18 protein-coding genes are annotated in these 18,509 nt (G+C 70.2%); 12 read left to right on the forward strand and 6 right to left on the reverse strand.

What is annotated here, in order from left to right; translation table 11 throughout:
- Positions 1 to 5: 5 nt before the first annotated feature.
- Positions 6 to 998: a porphobilinogen synthase gene (hemB, locus tag VGU65_RS09895; protein ID WP_327475239.1), complete on the reverse strand. Its 993-nt coding sequence runs from the start codon at positions 996 to 998 to the stop codon at positions 6 to 8.
- A gap of 187 nt (positions 999 to 1,185) precedes the next feature.
- On the opposite strand from hemB, the gene glk reads away from it, so the two are divergent.
- From glk to VGU65_RS09910, 3 genes are read left to right on the forward strand one after another with little or no spacing between them, the layout of a single operon-like run.
- Positions 1,186 to 2,202 carry a glucokinase gene (glk, locus tag VGU65_RS09900; protein WP_327475241.1) on the forward strand — a complete coding sequence of 339 codons (1,017 nt, stop codon included), beginning with the start codon at positions 1,186 to 1,188 and terminating at the stop codon, positions 2,200 to 2,202.
- Between the two features lie 52 nt (positions 2,203 to 2,254).
- A complete protein-coding gene (locus VGU65_RS09905; RefSeq protein WP_327475243.1) occupies positions 2,255 to 3,484 on the forward strand; it encodes a hypothetical protein in 1,230 nt (409 codons plus the stop codon).
- Entirely contained in the window at positions 3,481 to 4,164 is a 684-nt protein-coding gene (locus tag VGU65_RS09910) for an HAD family hydrolase (RefSeq protein WP_327475245.1), read from the forward strand. The genes VGU65_RS09905 and VGU65_RS09910 overlap by 4 nt, the downstream gene beginning before the upstream one ends.
- Positions 4,165 to 4,289: 125 nt before the next feature.
- Here VGU65_RS09910 and VGU65_RS09915 read toward each other — a convergent pair whose 3' ends face one another.
- The 3 genes from VGU65_RS09915 to secB all read right to left on the reverse strand — a co-directional run bounded on the left by VGU65_RS09915 (position 4,290) and on the right by secB (position 8,981).
- Positions 4,290 to 7,313 carry an SNF2-related protein gene (locus VGU65_RS09915; RefSeq protein WP_327475248.1) on the reverse strand — a complete coding sequence of 1,008 codons (3,024 nt, stop codon included), beginning with the start codon at positions 7,311 to 7,313 and terminating at the stop codon, positions 4,290 to 4,292.
- Between the two features lie 123 nt (positions 7,314 to 7,436).
- Complete coding sequence (locus VGU65_RS09920) at positions 7,437 to 8,462, reverse strand: NAD(P)H-dependent glycerol-3-phosphate dehydrogenase (protein ID WP_327475249.1); 1,026 nt, start codon at positions 8,460 to 8,462, stop codon at positions 7,437 to 7,439.
- A 12-nt stretch (positions 8,463 to 8,474) separates the two neighbouring features.
- Entirely contained in the window at positions 8,475 to 8,981 is a 507-nt protein-coding gene (gene secB / locus VGU65_RS09925; protein WP_327475250.1) for a protein-export chaperone SecB, read from the reverse strand.
- Positions 8,982 to 9,282: 301 nt separating this feature from the next.
- Between secB and rpmB the strand changes: the two genes are divergently transcribed.
- From rpmB to VGU65_RS09940, 3 genes are all read left to right on the forward strand, one after another.
- Positions 9,283 to 9,519 carry a 50S ribosomal protein L28 gene (rpmB, locus tag VGU65_RS09930; RefSeq protein WP_209619039.1) on the forward strand — a complete coding sequence of 79 codons (237 nt, stop codon included), beginning with the start codon at positions 9,283 to 9,285 and terminating at the stop codon, positions 9,517 to 9,519.
- Between the two features lie 10 nt (positions 9,520 to 9,529).
- On the forward strand, positions 9,530 to 9,697 hold the full coding sequence (rpmG, locus tag VGU65_RS09935; protein WP_017463578.1) for a 50S ribosomal protein L33: 168 nt from the start codon (positions 9,530 to 9,532) through the stop codon (positions 9,695 to 9,697).
- Between the two features lie 328 nt (positions 9,698 to 10,025).
- Complete coding sequence (locus tag VGU65_RS09940) at positions 10,026 to 10,538, forward strand: DUF3016 domain-containing protein (protein WP_327475255.1); 513 nt, start codon at positions 10,026 to 10,028, stop codon at positions 10,536 to 10,538.
- A 72-nt stretch (positions 10,539 to 10,610) separates the two neighbouring features.
- On the opposite strand, the gene VGU65_RS09945 is transcribed toward VGU65_RS09940, so the two are convergent.
- Positions 10,611 to 11,804, reverse strand: a complete 1,194-nt coding sequence (locus tag VGU65_RS09945; RefSeq protein WP_327475257.1) for a DesA family fatty acid desaturase — start codon at positions 11,802 to 11,804, stop codon at positions 10,611 to 10,613.
- A 134-nt stretch (positions 11,805 to 11,938) separates the two neighbouring features.
- Between VGU65_RS09945 and VGU65_RS09950 the strand changes: the two genes are divergently transcribed.
- The 6 genes from VGU65_RS09950 to mutM all read left to right on the forward strand — a co-directional run bounded on the left by VGU65_RS09950 (position 11,939) and on the right by mutM (position 17,649).
- A complete protein-coding gene (locus tag VGU65_RS09950) occupies positions 11,939 to 12,673 on the forward strand; it encodes an ABC transporter ATP-binding protein (RefSeq protein WP_327475259.1) in 735 nt (244 codons plus the stop codon).
- Positions 12,670 to 13,419, forward strand: a complete 750-nt coding sequence (locus VGU65_RS09955) for an ABC transporter permease (RefSeq protein WP_327475261.1) — start codon at positions 12,670 to 12,672, stop codon at positions 13,417 to 13,419. Before VGU65_RS09950 ends, VGU65_RS09955 begins: the two co-directional genes overlap by 4 nt.
- Positions 13,419 to 14,774 carry a GldG family protein gene (locus tag VGU65_RS09960; RefSeq protein ID WP_327475263.1) on the forward strand — a complete coding sequence of 452 codons (1,356 nt, stop codon included), beginning with the start codon at positions 13,419 to 13,421 and terminating at the stop codon, positions 14,772 to 14,774. Before VGU65_RS09955 ends, VGU65_RS09960 begins: the two co-directional genes overlap by 1 nt.
- The gene (locus VGU65_RS09965; protein ID WP_327475265.1) at positions 14,774 to 15,259 is read left to right on the forward strand and encodes a hypothetical protein; all 486 of its coding nucleotides are present in this window, start codon (positions 14,774 to 14,776) and stop codon (positions 15,257 to 15,259) included. The genes VGU65_RS09960 and VGU65_RS09965 overlap by 1 nt, the downstream gene beginning before the upstream one ends.
- 72 nt (positions 15,260 to 15,331) lie before the next feature.
- A complete protein-coding gene (gene gnd / locus VGU65_RS09970; RefSeq protein WP_327475267.1) occupies positions 15,332 to 16,741 on the forward strand; it encodes an NADP-dependent phosphogluconate dehydrogenase in 1,410 nt (469 codons plus the stop codon).
- Between the two features lie 80 nt (positions 16,742 to 16,821).
- Positions 16,822 to 17,649: a bifunctional DNA-formamidopyrimidine glycosylase/DNA-(apurinic or apyrimidinic site) lyase gene (gene mutM / locus VGU65_RS09975; RefSeq protein WP_327475269.1), complete on the forward strand. Its 828-nt coding sequence runs from the start codon at positions 16,822 to 16,824 to the stop codon at positions 17,647 to 17,649.
- Between the two features lie 40 nt (positions 17,650 to 17,689).
- Here mutM and VGU65_RS09980 read toward each other — a convergent pair whose 3' ends face one another.
- Positions 17,690 to 18,454: a hypothetical protein gene (locus tag VGU65_RS09980; RefSeq protein WP_327475271.1), complete on the reverse strand. Its 765-nt coding sequence runs from the start codon at positions 18,452 to 18,454 to the stop codon at positions 17,690 to 17,692.
- Between the last annotated feature and the right edge of the window lie 55 nt (positions 18,455 to 18,509).

An 18,509-nucleotide genomic window follows, 5' to 3' on the forward strand; every position in this document is an offset into this window, starting at 1 on the left:
AGCGGTCACTCGCCGCGCAGCCAGCGCGCGGCGTCGATGGCGTAATAGGTGAGGATGGCGTCGGCGCCGGCGCGCTTGAACGCGGTGAGCGATTCGAGCACCACCGCCTTCTCGTCCAGCCAGCCGTTCTGCGCGGCGGCCTTGAGCATGGCGTACTCGCCGCTCACCTGGTAGACGAAGGTCGGCGCACCGAAGGCGTCCTTCACGCGGCGCAGCACGTCCAGGTAAGGCATGCCGGGTTTGACCATCACCGCGTCGGCGCCTTCGGCCAGGTCCAGCTCCACCTCGCGCAGCGCCTCGTCGGAGTTGGCCACGTCCATCTGGTAGGTATGCTTGTTGCCCTTGCCCAGGTTCGCCGCCGAACCGACCGCGTCGCGGAACGGGCCGTAGAAGCTGGAGGCGTACTTGGCCGAATAGGCCAGGATGCGCGTGTGTATATGCCCTGCCGCCTCGAGCGCGTCGCGGATGGTGCCGATGCGCCCGTCCATCATGTCCGAAGGCGCCACGAAATCCATGCCGGCCTCCGCCTGCGCCAACGACATCTTCACCAGCGCCTCGACGGTGGGCTCGTTCATCACGTAGCCGTGCGCGTCGATCAGGCCGTCCTGGCCGTGCGTGGTATAGGGGTCGAGCGCCACATCGCCGATCAGGCCGAGCTGCGGATACCTGGCCTTCAGCGCGCGGGTGGCGCGATGCATCAGGTTGTCCGGGTTCCACGCCTGCGCCGCATCCTCGCTCTTGACCGATGGATCCGGCGAAGGGAACAGCGCCAGCGCCGGGATCCCCAGCCGCACGCATTCGCCGGCCAGCTCGAGCAGCTGGTCGATCGAAAGCCGCGCCACGCCCGGCATCGACGGCACGCTCTGGCGCCGGCCTTCGCCCTCGATCACGAACGCGACCATGATGAGGTCGCTCGGCAGCAAGGTGTGCTCGCGCATCAGCGCGCGGGAGAAGGCGTCGCGGCGCATGCGGCGCATGCGGATGGCGGGGAAGGTCATAGACGGTCCGGTGCTACGGAAAACCCTAGTGTACGCCGCGCCATTGCGCGCTCCGGCCGCTGCGGCGTTCCGACCGGGCGGCCCGGGCTTCCGGATGCGGCCGCAAGTAGCCAGCCCAGCCGGTTTCCGATACCTTCCCCCGATTGCCGCCGCGCCCGCGACGCTGCGCCCACCGCACAACGACTGCATGAGCTTCGACACCCCATCACCCGTCCTCCTCGCCGACCTCGGCGGCACCAACGTGCGCCTTGCCCTGGCCGACGTCACTCGCGCGCAGCCCCTGCTGACCGACAGCGTGCGCCGCTACCGCGTCCGCGATTTCGCCACGCTGGCCGGCGCGATCCGCCGGTATTTCGCCGATACCGGCCTGACCGCTCCGAGCGCGGTCATCGCCGCCGCCGGGCGCATCGCCGACGGCGAGACGGTGAAGATCACCAACAACCCATGGGCGGTCGCCGCGCACGCGTTACAGGCGGAACTTGGCATGGATTCGGTGCGGCTGGTCAACGATTTCGCCGCGCAGAGCATGGCCGTGCCGCTGCTGCGGCCGGAGCATCTGCAGGCGGTCGGCGAACCGCCGCTGCCGCAGCTGGACAGCTGCAACCACCAGACCTTCGTGGTGATGGGGCCGGGCACGGGCCTGGGGGTCGGCGGCCTGCTGCGCCGCGACGGCCATTGCAGCGTGCTGGAAAGCGAGGGCGGCCACGCCGGCTTCGCCGCCCATAGCCGCGAGGACATCGAGATCCTGCACCGGCTCAACGAGCGCTTCGGGCGCGTCTCCAACGAGCGGCTGATCTGCGGTGCGGGCCTGGTGAACCTCTACACCGCGCTGGCCGACATCGCCGGCGTGCGAGCGCAGGAGTACGCGCCCGAGGACATCACCGCGCACGCCAGCGCAGGGACCGACCCCCTGTGCGTGCGCACCGTCGAGACGCTCGCCGGCATCTTCGGCTCCGTCGCCGGCGACCTGGTGCTGACCCTGGGCGGCTGGGACGGCGTCTTCCTCACTGGCGGCCTGCTGCCCATCCTGCTGCCCTGGCTGCAGCGCGGCGGCTTCCGCCAGCGCTTCGAGGCCAAGGGCCGCTTCAGCGACACCATGCGCCAGGTGCCCACCGTCGCCGTGCTCCACCCGGAACCGGGCCTGCTCGGCGCGGCGGCGCTGGCGGTGATGGGCTCCGGCCGCTCGTTGCTGCCACAGGCGTAGACGCAGGCTGCGCACCCCCTCGGTATCCTTGGGTGACTCACTCGGGATGCCGATGAACCGTCCACGCGCCATCTGTCTTTTGCTGTGCCTTGCCGCGGCCACGCCGGCATCGGCGGCGGCGGCGCCCGTGCAGGCGGTCACTCCGGCCCCGGCATTGCGTTATCCCGCCAGGCCCATCGCCTCGCGCGCCCAGCTCGATGCCTACCTGCGCGACACGCCCGTCGCCACTTCGCCGCTAGGCGCACTGACGGCCGCCGGTCGGCAGCGTTTCCTGGCCACCCTGGCGTTCAGCGAGCACGGCCTGGGCGGCTTCGGCACGGACGATCTGCGCTACGACCTCACCCGCACGCAAGCCTGGCAGGTCCTGCGGCTGTTCGCCGTGGAGGGCTACGCCGCCGAACTGCCCGCGCGTACCCGGCCGCGCCCGTCGGATGGCCCAGGCGCCACGCTGGAGGCGGCCTACGATCGGCTGGCGGCGACGCCGGGCGATACGGCCTCGGCCGCCGCGCTCTACGTGCAGGCCTTCGCACCGTCGCAGGCAAGCCTGGCCTCGCTGGGCGGCCGCGACGTGGAACTGCTTTTCCGCGCGACGGCCCGCATGGCGCACGCCCAGCCCGGCCTGCTCGCCGACCTGCGCCGCGACTTCGGTGAACTGGCCCGGCGTGACCGGATCGATCGCCCGCACGCCAGCGCCTTCTACGACGCACTGCTGGCCGCCCATCGCAGCGACGAGGCCCGTGCGCTGCTGGAGGCCTACCCCGTACTGCGGCGCACCGCGCCGCCCACCCTGCGCAGCGCCTCCGACCTGCGCGATGGCCGGCCCAGCGTGTGGATCGCGCACGGCGGGCACGAACTCTGGCGGGTGCGGTTGACGCTCGACAACGCCACGCAGGTGATCGTGCTGGGCTCGCCGCGTTGCCATTACTCGCAGGCCGCCGCCCGCGACATCGACGCCGATCCGCAACTGAGCGCGTTGTTCCGCGCCAACGCGCAGTGGGTGGCGCCGCCCGGCGACATCGTCGACTTCGACGCGCTCGAGGCATGGAACCGCGCCCACCCCTCCCAGCGTCTGGCCATCCTCAACGCCGCGGGCGAACTGCCGTTCGTGCACGAGCTCGACACGCCGGTGTTCTACCTGTTGCGCCACGGCCAGTTGGCGGCGACCGTGGTCGGCTGGCCTGGCCCGCAACAGCGCGATGCGTTGCGCCGACGGCTCGCAGAGGTTGGCCTGCTGCAATCATCAGGGCCGTCGCGGTCCCCACCCTCCACGGACATCCGATGAGCCTCCCGAAAACAGCCTTCCTTTTCGATCTCGACGGCACGCTGGTGGACAGCGTCTACCAGCACGTGCTGGCGTGGAAGGAGGCGCTGGACCGAGAGGGCATCGAGCTTTCGGTGTGGCGTATCCATCGCAAGATCGGCATGAGCGGCGGGCTGTTCACGCAGATCCTGCTGCGCGAGACCGGCATCGAGATCACCGAGGAGCGCGTGGCGCGGCTGCGCCGCTGGCACGCCGAGGCGTACACCCGGCGCGCCGAGACCGGCGGCGTGCGGCCGCTGCCCGGGGCGCGCGAACTGCTGGCATGGCTCACCGAGGCCAGCCTGCCGTGGGCGATCGCCACCAGTGGCCGCATGCAGACGGCAGCGCACAACCTGGAGGCGCTCGGCGTGGACCCCTCGAAGGTGCCGGTGGTCACGCGCGACGACGTGCGCCACGCCAAGCCCGATCCGGATCTGTTCCTGGCCGCCGCCGAGCGGCTCGGCGCGGACATGCGCCACGCGCTGGTGCTGGGCGACAGCATCTGGGACATGCTCGCGGCGCGGCGCTGCCATGCGCTGGGCGTGGGCCTGCTCTCCGGCGGTTACGGCCAGGAGGAGCTGGAGCACGCGGGCGCCTTCCGCGTCTACGAGGATCCGGCCGACCTGCTGCGGCACATCGACGAAGTGGCCGCGCGGGATTGATGGCCGCGCAGCCGCCGTACCTGTGGCAACGAGCCGGCCTCGCATCGCCGCGGCAGGCCTACCCGACCCACGCGCCGCGGGAAGCCGCGCCTCGCCAGCGGTAGCGCCGCCGGTGCGCAGCGGCGCTAGCCCGGCGCCAGCAGCGCGTCCAGGTCGTCCTGGTCGAAGCTCAGCTTTTCGCGCGCGCCGCCGCCTTCGAGTACGGCCTCGGCCAGCTCGGCCTTGCGCGCCTTCAGCTCCTCGATGCGTTCCTCGACCGTGTTGGCGGTGATCAGGCGGAACACGAACACCGGCTTGTCCTGGCCGATGCGATGGGCGCGATCGGAGGCCTGCGCCTCGGCGGCCGGGTTCCACCATGGGTCGTAGTGGATCACCGTGTCGGCGGCGGTGAGGTTCAGGCCCACGCCACCGGCCTTGAGCGAGAGCAGGAACAGCGGCACGTCGCCGTCCTGGAACCGCTGCACCGGCTCGGCGCGGTCGCGCGTCTCGCCGGTGAGCATGACGTAGCGGATGCGCCGGCGATCCAGCTCGGCCGCGATCAGCTTGAGCATTTCCGTGAACTGCGAGAACAGCAGCATCTTGCGCCCTTCGGCGAGCAGCGCCGGCAGCATGTCCATCAGCAATTCGAACTTGGCCGACTCGCGCACGCCGCGCGCGGCCTCCAGTTTGACCAGGCGCGGGTCACAGCAGACCTGGCGCAACTTGAGCAGCGCGTCGAGCACGACGATCCCCGAATGGGCGATGCCGCGCTGGGCGATCACCTCGCGCAGCTCGTCGGCGAGGGTCAGGCGCAGGCTCTCGTAGAGTTCACGCTGTCGTCCATCGAGGACGACGCGGCGGGTGATCTCGGTCTTGGGCGGCAGCTCGGCGGCGACCTGTGCCTTGGTCCGGCGCAGGATGAAGGGTGCGAGGCGATGGTTGAGGCGCGCCTGGCAATCCTGGTCGCGCTGCTTCTCGATCGGCAAGCGGTAGTGGCGGCGAAACGCGCCTTCGTCGCCAAGCAGCCCGGGCACGGCCAGGTCGACCTGCGACCACAGCTCGCCCAGGTGGTTTTCCAGCGGCGTGCCGGTCAGGCAGATGCAGCGCGGCGCGCGCAGGCTGAGCACGGCGCGGCGGGCCTGGGTGCGCGGGTTTTTCACCTGCTGCGCCTCGTCCAGCACGATCAGCGCGAACGGCTGTTTCCTCAGCGTGACCACGTCGCGCGGCAGCAGCGCATAGCTGGTCAGCACGATGTCCTGCGCACCCAGTTGCAGGAAGTCGCCGCTGCGCTGCGGGCCGTGCAGCGCGAGCACCTTCAGGCCCGGCGCGAAGCGCGCGATCTCGGCCTGCCAGTTGGGGATCAGGCTGGTGGGCACCACCACCAGCGCGGGTTGCGCCAGCGCGCCGCGTGCCTTGAGCGCGAGCAGGTGGGTGATCAGCTGCAGCGTCTTGCCCAGCCCCATGTCATCGGCGAGCACGCCGCCGACGCCCGCCTCAGCCAGCGCGTTCAACCAGCGCAGGCCTTCGCGCTGGTACGGGCGCAGTTCGACAGTGAGGCCGTCGGGGATCGCATCGCTGGCGCGTTCGGCGGCGTCGCGCAGGCGCGCGGTGAAACCGCGCAGTGCCTCGGGTGCGCGCAGCTCGCCGCCGCTGGGCAGCGCCTCGACCAGCTCTTCCAGGCGGCCGGCCTGCACGCGCGGCAGGTGCAGCTTCTTCTTTGGGCGCTCCAGGTACTCGGCCAGCGGCGCCAGCAGGCCGCGCAGTTCCTTCAGCCGGACCGGAACGCGGCGACGCTCGTCCACCGGTGCGTACCACACCGCGTCGTCCGGCTCGTTCGGCGCCGGGCTCAGGTTCAACTGGTGCTCGGCCAGCGCCTGCGCCACGGCAGGCAGCAGGTTGTGGCGCTTGCCCTCGACCTCGATGCCGATCTCCAGGTCGAAGGCGTGGTCGTCGGCATCTTCGGTGGCATTGCCGTACCAGCGCACCGGACCCTCGAGCACCTCGAAGGGGAAGCTGGGCGCGTATTCGAGCATGAAGCCCTCGGCCTCGAGCTTGGCGCGCAAGGCCAGCCAGCGCGCGGGCGTGTTCACCTCGAGCGCGCCGGCGTAGCCCTTGCCGGGGAACAGCCAGGCGTCCTCGGGCAGGGTGTCGGCCAGGTCCCAGGGCAGGCCTTCGGTGTCAACGCCGGGGGTGAGGCCGGCGCGTTCGAGCTGCTCCATGGCCGAGAGCTCCTCGGCGCGGCGGCGTGCGATCTCGACCAGATGACCGTTGCGCACGCGGCGCACCAACGGTTCGCCGCCGCGGCCGGGCAGCCGCTCGCCAGCGTAGTCGAACGCCAGCCGCGCGTAGGCCAGCGGCGGTGTGCCGGCGGCCAGGCGCGCGTGGCGGGTCAGCGCGTGCAGGGTCAGCACCGGCTTGGGTGCCAGCTCCGCGCGGCGCAGCTCGTCGAACACCTGCGGCGGCGGCAGGCGCTGGCCGAGCGCACTGTTCTTCAGCGACCTGAGCAGCGGCCGGCTGTATTCGTGCCCCAGCGGCGGCAGGTCGAGCCAGTGCGATTCGCGCGGCTCGGCCTCGAGCAGGCCGACGCAGGCATGTTCGGCATCGAGGTACCACAGGTTGTCCAGCCGCAGCAGGCGCTGGTTGTGGCCCAGCCGGGGCAGCAGGCGCTGGCTGCCGTCCTGCTCGAGCTGCCATTGCCAGGTGAGCGGATGGGCCTTCCCGCGCGAGAGCCGCAGCCCGGCCAGCCCGCCCAGGAAACAGGGCGCGGTATCGAGCATCTGCGCCAGCAGCGCGTCGCCTATATGGCCGGCCAGTCGCACGTAGCTGCGGCCCTTGCGCACGCTTTGCGGCAGGCCCAGCACCGCGGCCGCAAGGTGCTGTTCGTGCGGTTCGAGCGGCGCGTGCGCCAGGTGCCGACTGTCCAGCGGGGCGGGGCGCACGTAACGGCCCTGCTCGGCGACGCCCAGCGCCACCGGCGCCACGTCGAGGTGGGCATAGGATGCGCCCTCTTCGGGCACCACTTCGAGGAAGAAGCCCAGGACCTGGGTCTCGGCCGCCGCCGCGGCCGGCGGCCTGAACAGGCGGCGCCAGGCCAGCGGCAAGCCGCCCCCGGCCAGGTCTTCCGGGGGGGAGACGCGGTCGGCAGGCTGCTTTTCGTCCGGTTGCTGCATGCGCGTGCGGTCCGCCCTGCCGGCCAAAACTGCGAGCTTAGCAAGGGGATCGGTGGTGTGCGCGTCGAGGACGCAAGTTCGTACGGCCGCGCCGGGCCGCAGTCGCCTCCCGGCGGCAAAACCTCAGTTGCGGCCGAACAGGCCTTGCGGATATTCCGGCTTCTGTTCGCGCGACATCAGCTGGCGCACGCCCTCGACCGGGGTGACCTCGCCGTGCAGCACGGCGCGCACGCCGCTGGCGATGGGCAGGTCCAGGCCGTGCTGTTCGGCCAGACGTGCTACCTCGTCGGCCGTCACCACGCTCTCGACCACCTGGCCGATCTGGCGCACCGCCGCATCCAGCGCGATGCCCTGGCCCAGGGCCAGGCCCAGCCGGCGGTTGCGCGAGAGATCGCCGGTGCAGGTAAGCACCAGGTCGCCCAGGCCGGACAGGCCCATCAGCGTCTCCGGCCGCGCGCCGAGGGCCAGCCCCAGGCGCAGCATCTCGTTCATGCCGCGGGTGATCAGGCCGGCGCGGGCGTTAAGTCCCAGTTGCATGCCGTCGGCCACGCCGGTGGCCACCGCCAGAACGTTCTTCATCGCGCCGCCGAGCTCGGCACCGAGCACGTCGTTGCCCGAGTAGGCGCGGAAGTTGGGCGCGTGCAGCAGCGCGGCGAGCGCCTTGGCGAAGGTTTCGTCTTCCGAATGGACGGTGACGGCACTGGGCTGGCCGGCCGCCACTTCGCGCGCGAACGAGGGTCCGGTGACCACCGCCGCCGGACGGCCCGGCAGCTTTTGCGCCACCAGCTCGTGCAGGAAGCGGCCGGTGCCCGGTTCGAAGCCCTTGGTCGCCCAGGCGATCGCCGTGTCCGGACCGAGCAACGGCACCAGCTCGTCCAGCATCGAGGCGAAGGCGTGGCTGGGCACCACGATCAGGATGATGTCCGCGTCGCGCACGGCGGCGGCCAGCTCGGGCTCGTAGCTCAGCCCGACCGGCAGCTCCAGGTCAGGCAGGTAGCGCTGGTTGCGGCGGCTGACGGCCATCGCCGCCAGTGCCGCGCGGTCGCGGCCCCACAGCCGGGTAGCCACGCCGTTGCGTGCAGCCAGCGCGGCCAGCGCGGTGCCCCAGGAGCCGGCGCCGAGCACCGCAAGGGTCGGTTGGTCCCGCATGGATCGCTTTCGTCAGCTGTTGAGCGTCGGCGCCTCGCCGCCGCCCATCGCACGGCGCTGCTGCTCGGCGAACAGGGCGTCGAAATTGATCGGCTGCAGCAGGAACGGCGGGAAGCCGCCCTCCAGCACCAGCGAGGAAATCACCTGGCGCGCGTACGGGAACAGCAGGTTCGGGCAATAGCTGCCGATGATGCCGGCATGGTCCTGCTCGGCGAAGCCGGCGATACCGAACACACCGGCCTGGTGCACCTCGGCCAGGTAAGCGGTGCGCTCGCCCAGCGTGCAGGTCAGGGTCAGGCTCAACACCACTTCGTAGAGGTCGTTTCCAAGGTCGGTGGCGCGCTGGCCCAGGTTAAGCTGCACCTGCGGCTGGGCCTGATCGTTCTCGCCGATCTCCTGGAAGATCTGCGGCGCGTTGGGCGCCTCGAAGGACACGTCCTTGACGTAGATCTTCTGCAGCATCAGCTGCGGCATGGCCGGGCCGTTGGCCTGGCTGGGGGCGGGCGTGACTTCGGCCATCTTCGAATCCCTCGGAATCGTGAATGCAGTGGAGCAAAGAGCACGATTGTTCCATACATCCGCCGGCCCCGCCATCCGGGACGAACCGCGAGGCTTGCGCAGGGGCCTGTTTTTCCGGGAGAATACGCGGCTCGACTCTTGGCCGCCCCGGCTCACCGGGCCTTCCGCGACGCGATGCGGAACACCGCCGGCCACCGTTCGAAGTGCAACACCCTCCAGCCATCGCGTGGCGCCCCAGGCGTCGCTGGGCCGATGCCGCCCTGGCCAACGGGCGGTCAAAACACCGATTACGGAGGCCCTCATGGCCCGTGTATGTCAAGTCACCGGAAAGGGTGTGCAGACCGGCAACAACGTCTCGCACGCCAACAACAAGACCCGCCGCCGCTGGTTGCCCAACCTGCACGAGCGCCGCTTCTGGGTCGCCAGCGAGAACCGCTGGGTGAAGCTGCGCGTTTCCAACGCCGCGCTGCGCACCATCGACAAGAATGGCATCGAGGCCGTGATCGCCCAGCTGCGTGCCCGCGGCGAGAAGGTCTGAGGATTGAACCATGGCTAACAAGACCCAAGACAAGATCCGCCTGATCTCCTCGGCCGGCACCGGCCACTTCTACACCACGCAGAAGAACAAGAAGAACACGCCGGAAAAGTTCGAGTTCAAGAAGTACGATCCGGTCGTGCGCAAGCACGTGATCTACAAGGAAGGCAAGATCAAGTGATCTTCCGGAAAAACCCGCCCACGAGGCGGGTTTTTCTTTGGGCGGCCGTATGCAGCGGCCGCTTGCCACCCGCCGATCGATGCATCCCTCGCGATGTTTTTGGCTCTGCTCGGCGAGCAACGGCACTGGCTGACAGGCCGGTGCGCCGGCTGCCGGCCCGCCCGAGCGGGCGCAGGCCTGGTGTTTGCTCGATCAGATGCGTCCCGGGGGTCCTTGTGGCACGTCCACCGGCAATCTGATCGGGACGTTGAGATGAAGATGGGAAACCTCGCGCCGCGTTGGCGTCCGGCGTCGTAGGGTGGCTTCGCTTGTTCACCGGAGACATGCCATGTCCAAGCTCCCGTTCCGCTCGACCTTCGGCCTGGCCCTTGCTCTGGTGACCCTCGCCGCCGCCGCCAGCGGCGGCACGGTCACCGTTCGCTACGACCATCCCGAGAATTTCACCGAGACACGCGAGGTGAGGGCGTTTGCGCCCTCCCGCGCCGACCCCGGCTATCTCGATACCCTCAAGGGCTACATGGAAAAGCAGGCGGCCGCCGTGCTGCAGCCCGGCCAGAAGCTCGATATCGTGGTGACCGACCTCGACCGCGCCGGGTCCTATCTGCCCTCGGCGGGCGCGCTCAACCCCGTGCGCGTGGTCAAGGACATCTATCCGCCGCGCATGGCCTTGCACTTCCGCCTGCTCGACAGCCAGGGGCAGGTGATCCGCGAAGGCGAGCGCAAGCTCGTCGATCCCGCCTTCATGTACGACAGCCCCGGCGGCTTCGCCAACACCGATCCGCTGCGCTATGAGAAGCGACTGATCGATCGCTGGCTGGGCAAGGGGGCGGCGAAGCTTTGATCCAAAGAAAAAGCCCGCCGAGGTGGCGGGCTTTTCTTCAGGTCGACAGAGTCGTTGGTTTGAACAACGGACTCAGGCGCTGGTGACGCGATAGCCCTTCAGGCGCGCGGCGAACTCCTGCAGCGAGCGGATGCCGCTCTGCTCGGCCTCGACGATCCACTGCTGCAAGCCCTTCAGGGCCTGCTCGGCCCCGCGCTGCTCCATCAGTGCTGCCAGGCGGGTGCGGAAATCGCACACGGTGCGCAGGGTCGGGCGCTTGGCCAGCACGGCCTGCAGCTTGGCGCTGCCGTCATGGTCGAGCCAACGGCCGCCATCGGCCAGTGCGCGACGCAAGCGACGCGGCATCGACTTGAGGTTGTCTCCGGCATGGGCCGCTTCCTCGCGCAGGGTCGGCACGATGACGCCGCGGTAGTAGTCGGTCATGGCCTGGAAACGATGCGTAAGCACGGCTTTGAGCGTCTCCGCGTCAGGCAGGTGCACGTTCGGGCGCACATCGAGCGAGGGCGCCACTCGCAATACCTTGGCGAGGCCCATCGCACGCAACCCACAGATTGCAGCCCAGCCGATGTCGAACTCCCACTTGCGCAGGGCGAACTTGGCCGAGCTGGGGAAGGCGTGGTGGTTGTTGTGCAGCTCTTCGCCACCAATCCAGAAGCCCCACGGAATGAGGTTGCGGGCGGTATCGGCGCTCTCGAAGTTGCGATAGCCGGCCCAATGGCCGACGCCGTTCACGAAACCGGCCGCCCAGAACGGGATCCAGATCATCTGCACGGCCCACAGCGCCGCACCGATCACGCCGAACAGCGCCAGGCTGATCAGCAGCATCAGGGTCGGACCCCAATACGGGTGGGCGCCATAAAGCTTGTGTTCGACCCAGTCGTCCGGCGTGCCGCGGCCGTACTGTTCCATGTCCTGCTTGGACTCGCAGGCATCGCGGTACAGCGAGACGCCATCCCAGAACACCTTCTTGATGCCGTAGATCATCGGGCTGTGGGGATCTTCCTCGGTCTCCACCTTGGCGTGGTGCTTGCGATGCACCGCGACCCATTCCTTGGTGACCATGCCGGTGGTCAGCCAGCCCCAGAAGCGGAAGAAGTGCGCCAGCACCGGGTGGAAATCCACACCACGATGGGTCTGGCTGCGATGCAGGTACAAGGTCACCGTGAAGATGGTGAGCTGGGTCACCACCAGCATGTAGACGAGCATGGCGAGCCAACTGGCGTGGGCCACGCCGTTGGAAAGGAAGGTCAGCACCGTGTCGAGCATCAGGAAAACACCGGGGAAGTTGAAAGGCAGTCTATCGGAGGGGTTTCCGTACCCGCCAGCATGGCGCGTCGCATTTCACGCGCGCGTGAGCGCCCGCTGTTGTGTAAAGGTGGGGGCGCCGTGACAATCATGCAATGACTCTGCCACAACCGCTGTTAAAGCTTGAGCAAGTGAGCCGTCGCCGCTCGGGGCGGCCCGCGGTGCAGGGCCTCGACCTCGCGCTCGGGCGTGGCCAGGTGCTGGGTCTGTTGGGCATCAATGGCGCCGGAAAATCGACGACGCTGGCGATGATCGCCGGCGCTTTGGCGCCCGACAGCGGCCGCGTCCTGCTCGATGGACAGGAGCTCGCCGAACAGCCGGCACTCGCGCGCCGCCTGGTGGGCTGGCTGCCCGAACGTGCCCCGCTGTGGCAGGAACTGACGGTGGGAGAACACCTGGACGCCCATGGTCGCCTGCGTGGATTGAAGGGCGCTGCGCTGAAACGGGCGCGCTCAAGCATCGTCGAACGGCTCGAACTCGCGCCGCTGGAACGGCGCCTGGCCGGCGTACTGTCGCAGGGCCAGCGCCAGCGCCTGGGCCTGGCCTGCGCGCTGGTGCACCAGCCCGCCCTGCTGGTGCTGGACGAGCCCGGCAACGCGCTCGATCCGGTGCAGCTCGCCGCGCTGCGCGCGCTGATCCGCGAGCAGGCCGCCGCCGGCACCGCAGTGATCCTTTCCACCCACGTGCTGGCCGAGGTGACCGCCGTGTGCGACCGCGTGGCGATCCTGCACGAGGGCACGCTGCGCCACGACGACGTGTTGGCGGAGCACGACCACGCCGCGCTGGAGCAGCGCTTTTTCGCCATCGCAACCACGAAGGCCGCCGCATGAGCGCAATGGCACGACTGGAACTGCGCCGGCTGTTCATGCGCCCGCTCGCCTGGGTGCTCGGTGCACTGACGCTGGCCTGGCTGGCGTGGAACTTCACCCTGCTGCTGGGCAACTTCCTGGCTGCGCAGATCCGCCTGGCCGCCCTGCCCGACGGTCCCGGCTATACCGACCTGGTCGGCGTGCCGCTGCTGGCCCAGCTCGCCCAGCTCGCCTTCCTGGTGGTGCCGCTGCTGTCGATGTCGACGCTGGCCGGCGAGCGGCGCGAAGGCCGCCTGGCGCTGCTGCTCGGCATGGGCCTCATGCCCACCCGTATCGTGCTGGGCAAGTACGCCGCCGTGCTGGCATGGCTGCTGGCCTGGCTTGCGCTCACCCTCGCCATGCCACTCGCCCTTGCCCATGCCACCAGCATCGACTGGGGCAAGCTCGCCGCCGCAGCGCTGGGCGTTGCCCTGCTGCTGGCCGGGTTGGCCGCGCTGGGACTTGCCTGCTCGGCCTTCGCCTCGCATCCGGCGCTGGCGGCGGCCGCCGCGCTGGTGATCACGCTGGGCCTGTGGGCAGTGAACCTGGGCGCGCAGGTGGCCGGGGTCGACGATGGCGCGCTCAACTGGCTGGCGATGAGCTCGCACCTGCAGCCGATGCTGCGCGGGCTGGTCGCCAGCCCGGACGTGGTGTGGTTCGTCCTGCTGGGGGTGGTCTGCCTGGCCCTGGCGATCCGCCGCGTGGGCGCCGAACGGGAGCGCGACTGATGCGCAAGCTATTCGGACGGCTGGACGGCTGGCTGTTCGCGCTGGCCCTGCTGGCCGCGGCCGGTGCGGTCGGCTTTCTATCGACCCGGCACGCCTGGGTCGCCGACTGGACCATGGGTGGGCGCGCCAGCCTCTCGGCCGAGAGCCGCGCCGTGCTGGGCAAGCTCGATGGCCCGGTCGAAATCGTCAGCTATGCCAACCCGCAGGGCGACCTGCGCTCGACCATCGCCGGCTTCGTCGAGCGCTACCGCCGGCTGAAGAGTGATCTGACGCTCACCTTCGTCGATCCCGAACAGGATCCGGCGAAGATGCGCGAGCTCGGCATCACCGTCGACGGCGCCATCGTCGTGCACTACCGCGGCCGCGAGCAGCGGCTGGACGAGCTGTCCGAGCGCAGCCTCACCAACGCGCTGGAGCGGCTGGCGCGCGGCGGCGAGCGCATCGTCGCCTTCGTCACCGGCGACGGCGAGCGGCGCGCGGACGGCCAGGCCAACGCCGACCTGGGCACCTTCATGGCGCAGCTGGAAAGCCGCGGCATGCGCGCGGTGCCGCTCAACTTCGCGCAGGTCACCGCGGTGCCCGAACACACCGACCTGGTGGTGCTGGCCAGCCCGACGCTGGCACTCCCGCCCGGCGCGGTGCGCGCGCTGGTCGACTACGTCGGCAACGGCGGCAACCTGCTGTGGCTCACCGAGCCGGCCGACAGCGATCTCAACCTCGCGCCGCTGGCCGACGCACTGGGCCTGCACGTGCTGCCCGGCGTGCTGGTCGACGGCGGCGGCGCCGCACTGGGCCTGAAGGACCCGCGCATGATCGCGCTGGGCGCCTATCCGCCGCACACGATCACCCGCGGCTTCGTGCTGACCACGCTGTTCCCGCAGGTCGCCGCGCTGGCGCAAGTCAACCGTAACGACTGGACGGTGCAGGGCTTCCTGCGATCGGGTCCGCAGAGCTGGACGGAATTCCAGCCGATCACCAACGACGCCAGCTCGACCATCCGCTACGACGCCGCCGCCGGCGAGCTGAAGGGCCCGCTGGACTTCGGCCTGGCGCTCACCCGGCTCTCGCCCAGCCCCGACAAGAGCCAGCAGCGCGTGGTGGTGATCGGCGACGGTGATTTCCTCTCCAACACTTTCCTGGGCAACGGCGGCAACCGCGCGCTGGGCGAACGCGTGTTCGACTGGCTGCTGGGCGACGACACGCTGGTCAGCCTGCCGCCGCGCGGCGCCCCGGACCGCACGCTGGACATCTCGCAGGCCGAGCTCAACGTGCTGAGCCTGGGCTTCATGGTCGCCCTGCCGCTGGTGTTGCTGGCCGTCGGCGGCCTGCTGGCCTGGCGCCGGCGCCGACGCTGATGCGGCGGGCAGCACGCCAGCGCTGGCTCGTGCTGGGCATCGCCGCGGCGCTGCTGATGCTGGCTGTGCTCCAGTACCTGCACGACCGCGCCCGGGCGCCCGGCACCCTGCTCGGAATCGATCCGACATCGATCACCGCGGTGACGCTGGACATGGCCGGCAAGCCGCCGGAACGCTACCGCAGGCGAAACGGCCACTGGTGGGGCGAACACGGCCAGCGCGCGGACGACGGCCGGCTTGACGACCTGGCCGGCATCGCCGCGGCGCCGGTGGCCGGCTGGCGGCCCGCCGGCAACTTCGACCTGGCCAAGATCGGCCTCGCTCCCCCGCTCGCGCAGCTGCAGCTGGACGATCGCACGATCGAGTTCGGCACCACCGCCGTGACCGGCCCGCTGCGCTACGTGCGCGTGGGCGAGCGCATCGCGCTGGTGCCGCTGCGCTACACGCCGCGGCCCGCGGCCAAAGACGCCGAACGCATCCACTGACGCGACCGGCGCTTGTGGCGTGCGCGGACGGGCCCATATCGAGCGCATCGAAGTCTTCCGAAGGAGCGCACGATGAGCCAGCAGGTGATGGGGGTGTTCGGCATGGGCGTGATGGGCCGCAGCCTGGCGCTGAACATCGAGAGCCATGGCCATGCCGTGTCGGTCTACGACCACGACAGCAGCTTCACCGACCAGGCGATCGCCGCCCATCCGGACCGGCGGCTGGTGCCCTTCCACGACCTGCCGGCCTTCGTCGCCTCGCTGCAGCGCCCGCGGCGGATCCTGCTGATGATCAAGGCCGGCGCGCCGGTGGACGCCATGCTGGAGGCGATGAAGCCGCTGCTGCAGCCGGGCGACATCGTGATCGACGGCGGCAACAGCTATTACCTGGACACCATCCGCCGCGAGCGGGAGATGCAGGCGGCCGGCTTCAACTTCATCGGCTGCGGCATTTCCGGCGGTGAGGAAGGCGCGCTGCACGGCGCCTCGATCATGCCCGGCGGCCCGCGCGAGGCCTACGCCAACGTCGAGCCGATCCTTAGCCAGATCGCCGCGCGCGCGCCGGATGGCACGCCTTGCGTGGCCTGGATGGGCCCCGACGGCGCCGGCCACTACGTGAAGATGGTGCACAACGGCATCGAGTACGGCGACATGCAGCTGATCGCCGAAAGCTATGCGGTGCTGCGCCGGGTGCTCGGCCTGTCCAACGCCGAGCTCGCGCAGGTCTACGCGAACTGGAACCAGGGCGAGCTGGACAGCTATCTCATCGAGATCACCGCGCGCATCTTCACCCGCAAGGACGAGGGCACCGGCCACGACCTGGTGGACATGATCCTGGATCGCGCCGGCCAGAAAGGCACCGGCCAGTGGACCTGCCAGGACGCGCTCCAGATGCGCGTGCCGCTGCCGCTGATCACCGAGGCGGTGTTCGCCCGCGGCCTGTCCGCGCAGAAGGACGAGCGCATCGCCGCCAGCCGCGTGCTGACCGGCCCCACCGCGGCGTTCGCGGGCGACCGCGCCGGCTTCGTCGAAGCGGTGCGCCGCGCGCTTTACCTGGGCAAGCTGATCTCCTACGCACAGGGCTTCGCCCAGTTGCATGCCGCCTCGCGGGCGCACGGCTGGGACCTGGACTACGCCACCATCGCCAGCATCTTCCGCGCCGGCTGCATCATCCGCGCGGGCTTCCTTTCCCGGATCATGGACGCCTACACGCGCGATCCGGCCCTTTCCAACCTGATGCTCGACCCCTATTTCTCCGACATCGCCGGACGCTACCAGCAGGCGCTGCGCGAGGTGGTCGCCACCGCGGTCACCTGCGGCGTGGCCACGCCCTGCCTGGCGTCGGCGATCGCCTGGTTCGACGGCTACCGCAGCGAGCACCTGCCGGCGAACCTGCTGCAGGCACAGCGCGACTACTTCGGCGCGCACACCTTCGAACGGACGGACCGACCGGGCAGCTTCCACGTCGAATGGGAGGCTTGAGGCAAGGGGCCTCTCGTCGGATGGCCTGCTACTCCCAAGGCCACGCCTTGCCACACACGCCCCTCCCCACCCTCACTCCCATGCCCGAACTCCCCGAAGTCGAAACCACCCGCCGCGGCATCGCTCCGCACGTAGTAGGCCGCCGCGTGAGCGAAGTGATCCTGCGTCGCCCGGACCTGCGCTGGCCGATCCCGCGGGAGGTGAGCGAACTGTTGCCAGACCAGCGCATCGACTCGGTCGAGCGCCGCGCCAAGTACCTGCTGCTGCACACGCAGGCCGGCAGCGCCCTGCTGCACCTGGGGATGAGCGGCGTGCTGCGCGTGCTGCCGCCGGACGCCCCGCTGGGCGCGCACGATCACGTCGACATCGCGCTGGCCGCGGAGCCCGGCCGGCCCGCCCGCGTGCTGCGCTTCACCGACCCGCGCCGGTTCGGCTGCCTGCTGTGGCAGCCGCCGGGCCAAACACACGAGCTGCTCGCCGCACTCGGCCCGGAACCGCTCACCGACGCCTTCGACGGCGACCTGCTGTGGCACGTCTCGCGCGGGCGAAGCGCAGCGGTGAAGCTGTTCCTGATGGACAACGCGGTGGTCGTCGGCGTGGGCAACATCTACGCCAGCGAGGCGCTGTTCGCCGCGGGCGTCGATCCACGGCGCGCCGCCGGCAGGGTTTCGCGCGAGCGCTATGCGCGGCTGGCGCAGGAGGTCAAGCGCATCCTCGGCTGGGCGATCGAGCGCGGCGGCACCACGCTGCGCGACTTCCTCAATCCCGACGGCGCGCCGGGCTACTTCTTCCGCGAGCTCAATGTCTACGGCCGCGTCGGCGAGCCGTGCAAGACGTGCGGCTCGCCGATACGGCAGGCCACCCTGGGCCAGCGCTCGACCTTCTGGTGCCCGCGCTGCCAGCACTGAGCCGATGCCCCGGTCCGCCGCCTGACACGGTCGGACCCCATCAGACCGGCCAGTCGAACGCCACGTGGCTATTGTTGAAGCGGGGATCCTCCAGGTCGCCGCTGCGCCGCGCGACGAAGCCGCCGGGCAGGCCTTCCACCTCCAGCGGCTGGCCATCGGCGAAGTGCGCACCCAGCGCCTGCAGTTCGACCAGCCGCTCGCACAGCATGCCGGCCTGGTCGGCATGTGCGTCGGGCACGTGCTCGAAGCTCAGGTCCGGCCGGCCGAACTTGCGCAGGCCGCGCGTGTGCACGTGCGAGCGATCTTCGTCCCCGGCGGCGTTACGCAGGATCAGCACGTGATTTCGCGGCGGCGCGCCGCCCGGGACGAGATAGTGCCGACGCCAGGCGGCGGCATCGAACAGGGTGAGGATCTGCGGGTCCAGCACGGCCTGCCCGCCGACGTCGAGCAGGCCGGCGAGCACGCCCAGCGTGTCGCGCAGGTAGTCCAGGCTGTCCCGGTCGGCCAGCTCGCCGCGCACCACCAGCACCTCGGGCGCGGCGCGCGCCAGCTCGAAGGCTTCCGGCGCGTCCTCCTTCAAGAGCTCGCCCAGCGAGCCCTTGAGCGGATAACCCTCCCAGCCGCGCAGCGCGGTATGCGCGAAGCGCTGCAACGACACGCCCTCGGGCAGGCCGTTGCTGGCATAGCGCGCGGCGGGAATGGCCAGGTCCTCGGCGAAACGGCCGAAGACGTGGAAGTTGAGCACGATGGTTTCGTCGCTCGGTTGCCAATAGGGGCGTGGCCAAGCTTCCGGGGGGGAGGTCATGGGATTCCTTGGATTCCAGGATCAAGAGCTGCAGGCCTTCCCTCTCCCCGCCCGC

This window comes from Frateuria sp., assembly GCF_035943815.1.
Classification (GTDB): domain Bacteria; phylum Pseudomonadota; class Gammaproteobacteria; order Xanthomonadales; family Rhodanobacteraceae; genus Frateuria_A.

Excerpts from the sequence above, each read along its gene's own strand:
- VGU65_RS09950 (WP_327475259.1), top strand. The coding sequence starts at position 11,939 with ATGACTCTGCCACAACCGCTGTTAAAGCTTGAGCAAGTGAGCCGTCGC.
- VGU65_RS09955 (WP_327475261.1), top strand. The coding sequence starts at position 12,670 with ATGAGCGCAATGGCACGACTGGAACTGCGCCGGCTGTTCATGCGCCCG.
- VGU65_RS09980 (WP_327475271.1), bottom strand. The coding sequence starts at position 18,454 with ATGACCTCCCCCCCGGAAGCTTGGCCACGCCCCTATTGGCAACCGAGC.
- VGU65_RS09965 (WP_327475265.1), top strand. The coding sequence starts at position 14,774 with ATGCGGCGGGCAGCACGCCAGCGCTGGCTCGTGCTGGGCATCGCCGCG.
- VGU65_RS09910 (WP_327475245.1), top strand. The coding sequence starts at position 3,481 with ATGAGCCTCCCGAAAACAGCCTTCCTTTTCGATCTCGACGGCACGCTG.
- rpmG (WP_017463578.1), top strand. The coding sequence starts at position 9,530 with ATGGCTAACAAGACCCAAGACAAGATCCGCCTGATCTCCTCGGCCGGC.
- hemB (WP_327475239.1), bottom strand. The coding sequence starts at position 998 with ATGACCTTCCCCGCCATCCGCATGCGCCGCATGCGCCGCGACGCCTTC.
- glk (WP_327475241.1), top strand. The coding sequence starts at position 1,186 with ATGAGCTTCGACACCCCATCACCCGTCCTCCTCGCCGACCTCGGCGGC.
- rpmB (WP_209619039.1), top strand. The coding sequence starts at position 9,283 with ATGGCCCGTGTATGTCAAGTCACCGGAAAGGGTGTGCAGACCGGCAAC.
- VGU65_RS09920 (WP_327475249.1), bottom strand. The coding sequence starts at position 8,462 with ATGCGGGACCAACCGACCCTTGCGGTGCTCGGCGCCGGCTCCTGGGGC.
- VGU65_RS09915 (WP_327475248.1), bottom strand. The coding sequence starts at position 7,313 with ATGCAGCAACCGGACGAAAAGCAGCCTGCCGACCGCGTCTCCCCCCCG.
- VGU65_RS09905 (WP_327475243.1), top strand. The coding sequence starts at position 2,255 with ATGAACCGTCCACGCGCCATCTGTCTTTTGCTGTGCCTTGCCGCGGCC.
- VGU65_RS09945 (WP_327475257.1), bottom strand. The coding sequence starts at position 11,804 with ATGCTCGACACGGTGCTGACCTTCCTTTCCAACGGCGTGGCCCACGCC.
- gnd (WP_327475267.1), top strand. The coding sequence starts at position 15,332 with ATGAGCCAGCAGGTGATGGGGGTGTTCGGCATGGGCGTGATGGGCCGC.
- VGU65_RS09960 (WP_327475263.1), top strand. The coding sequence starts at position 13,419 with ATGCGCAAGCTATTCGGACGGCTGGACGGCTGGCTGTTCGCGCTGGCC.
- mutM (WP_327475269.1), top strand. The coding sequence starts at position 16,822 with ATGCCCGAACTCCCCGAAGTCGAAACCACCCGCCGCGGCATCGCTCCG.
- VGU65_RS09940 (WP_327475255.1), top strand. The coding sequence starts at position 10,026 with ATGTCCAAGCTCCCGTTCCGCTCGACCTTCGGCCTGGCCCTTGCTCTG.
- secB (WP_327475250.1), bottom strand. The coding sequence starts at position 8,981 with ATGGCCGAAGTCACGCCCGCCCCCAGCCAGGCCAACGGCCCGGCCATG.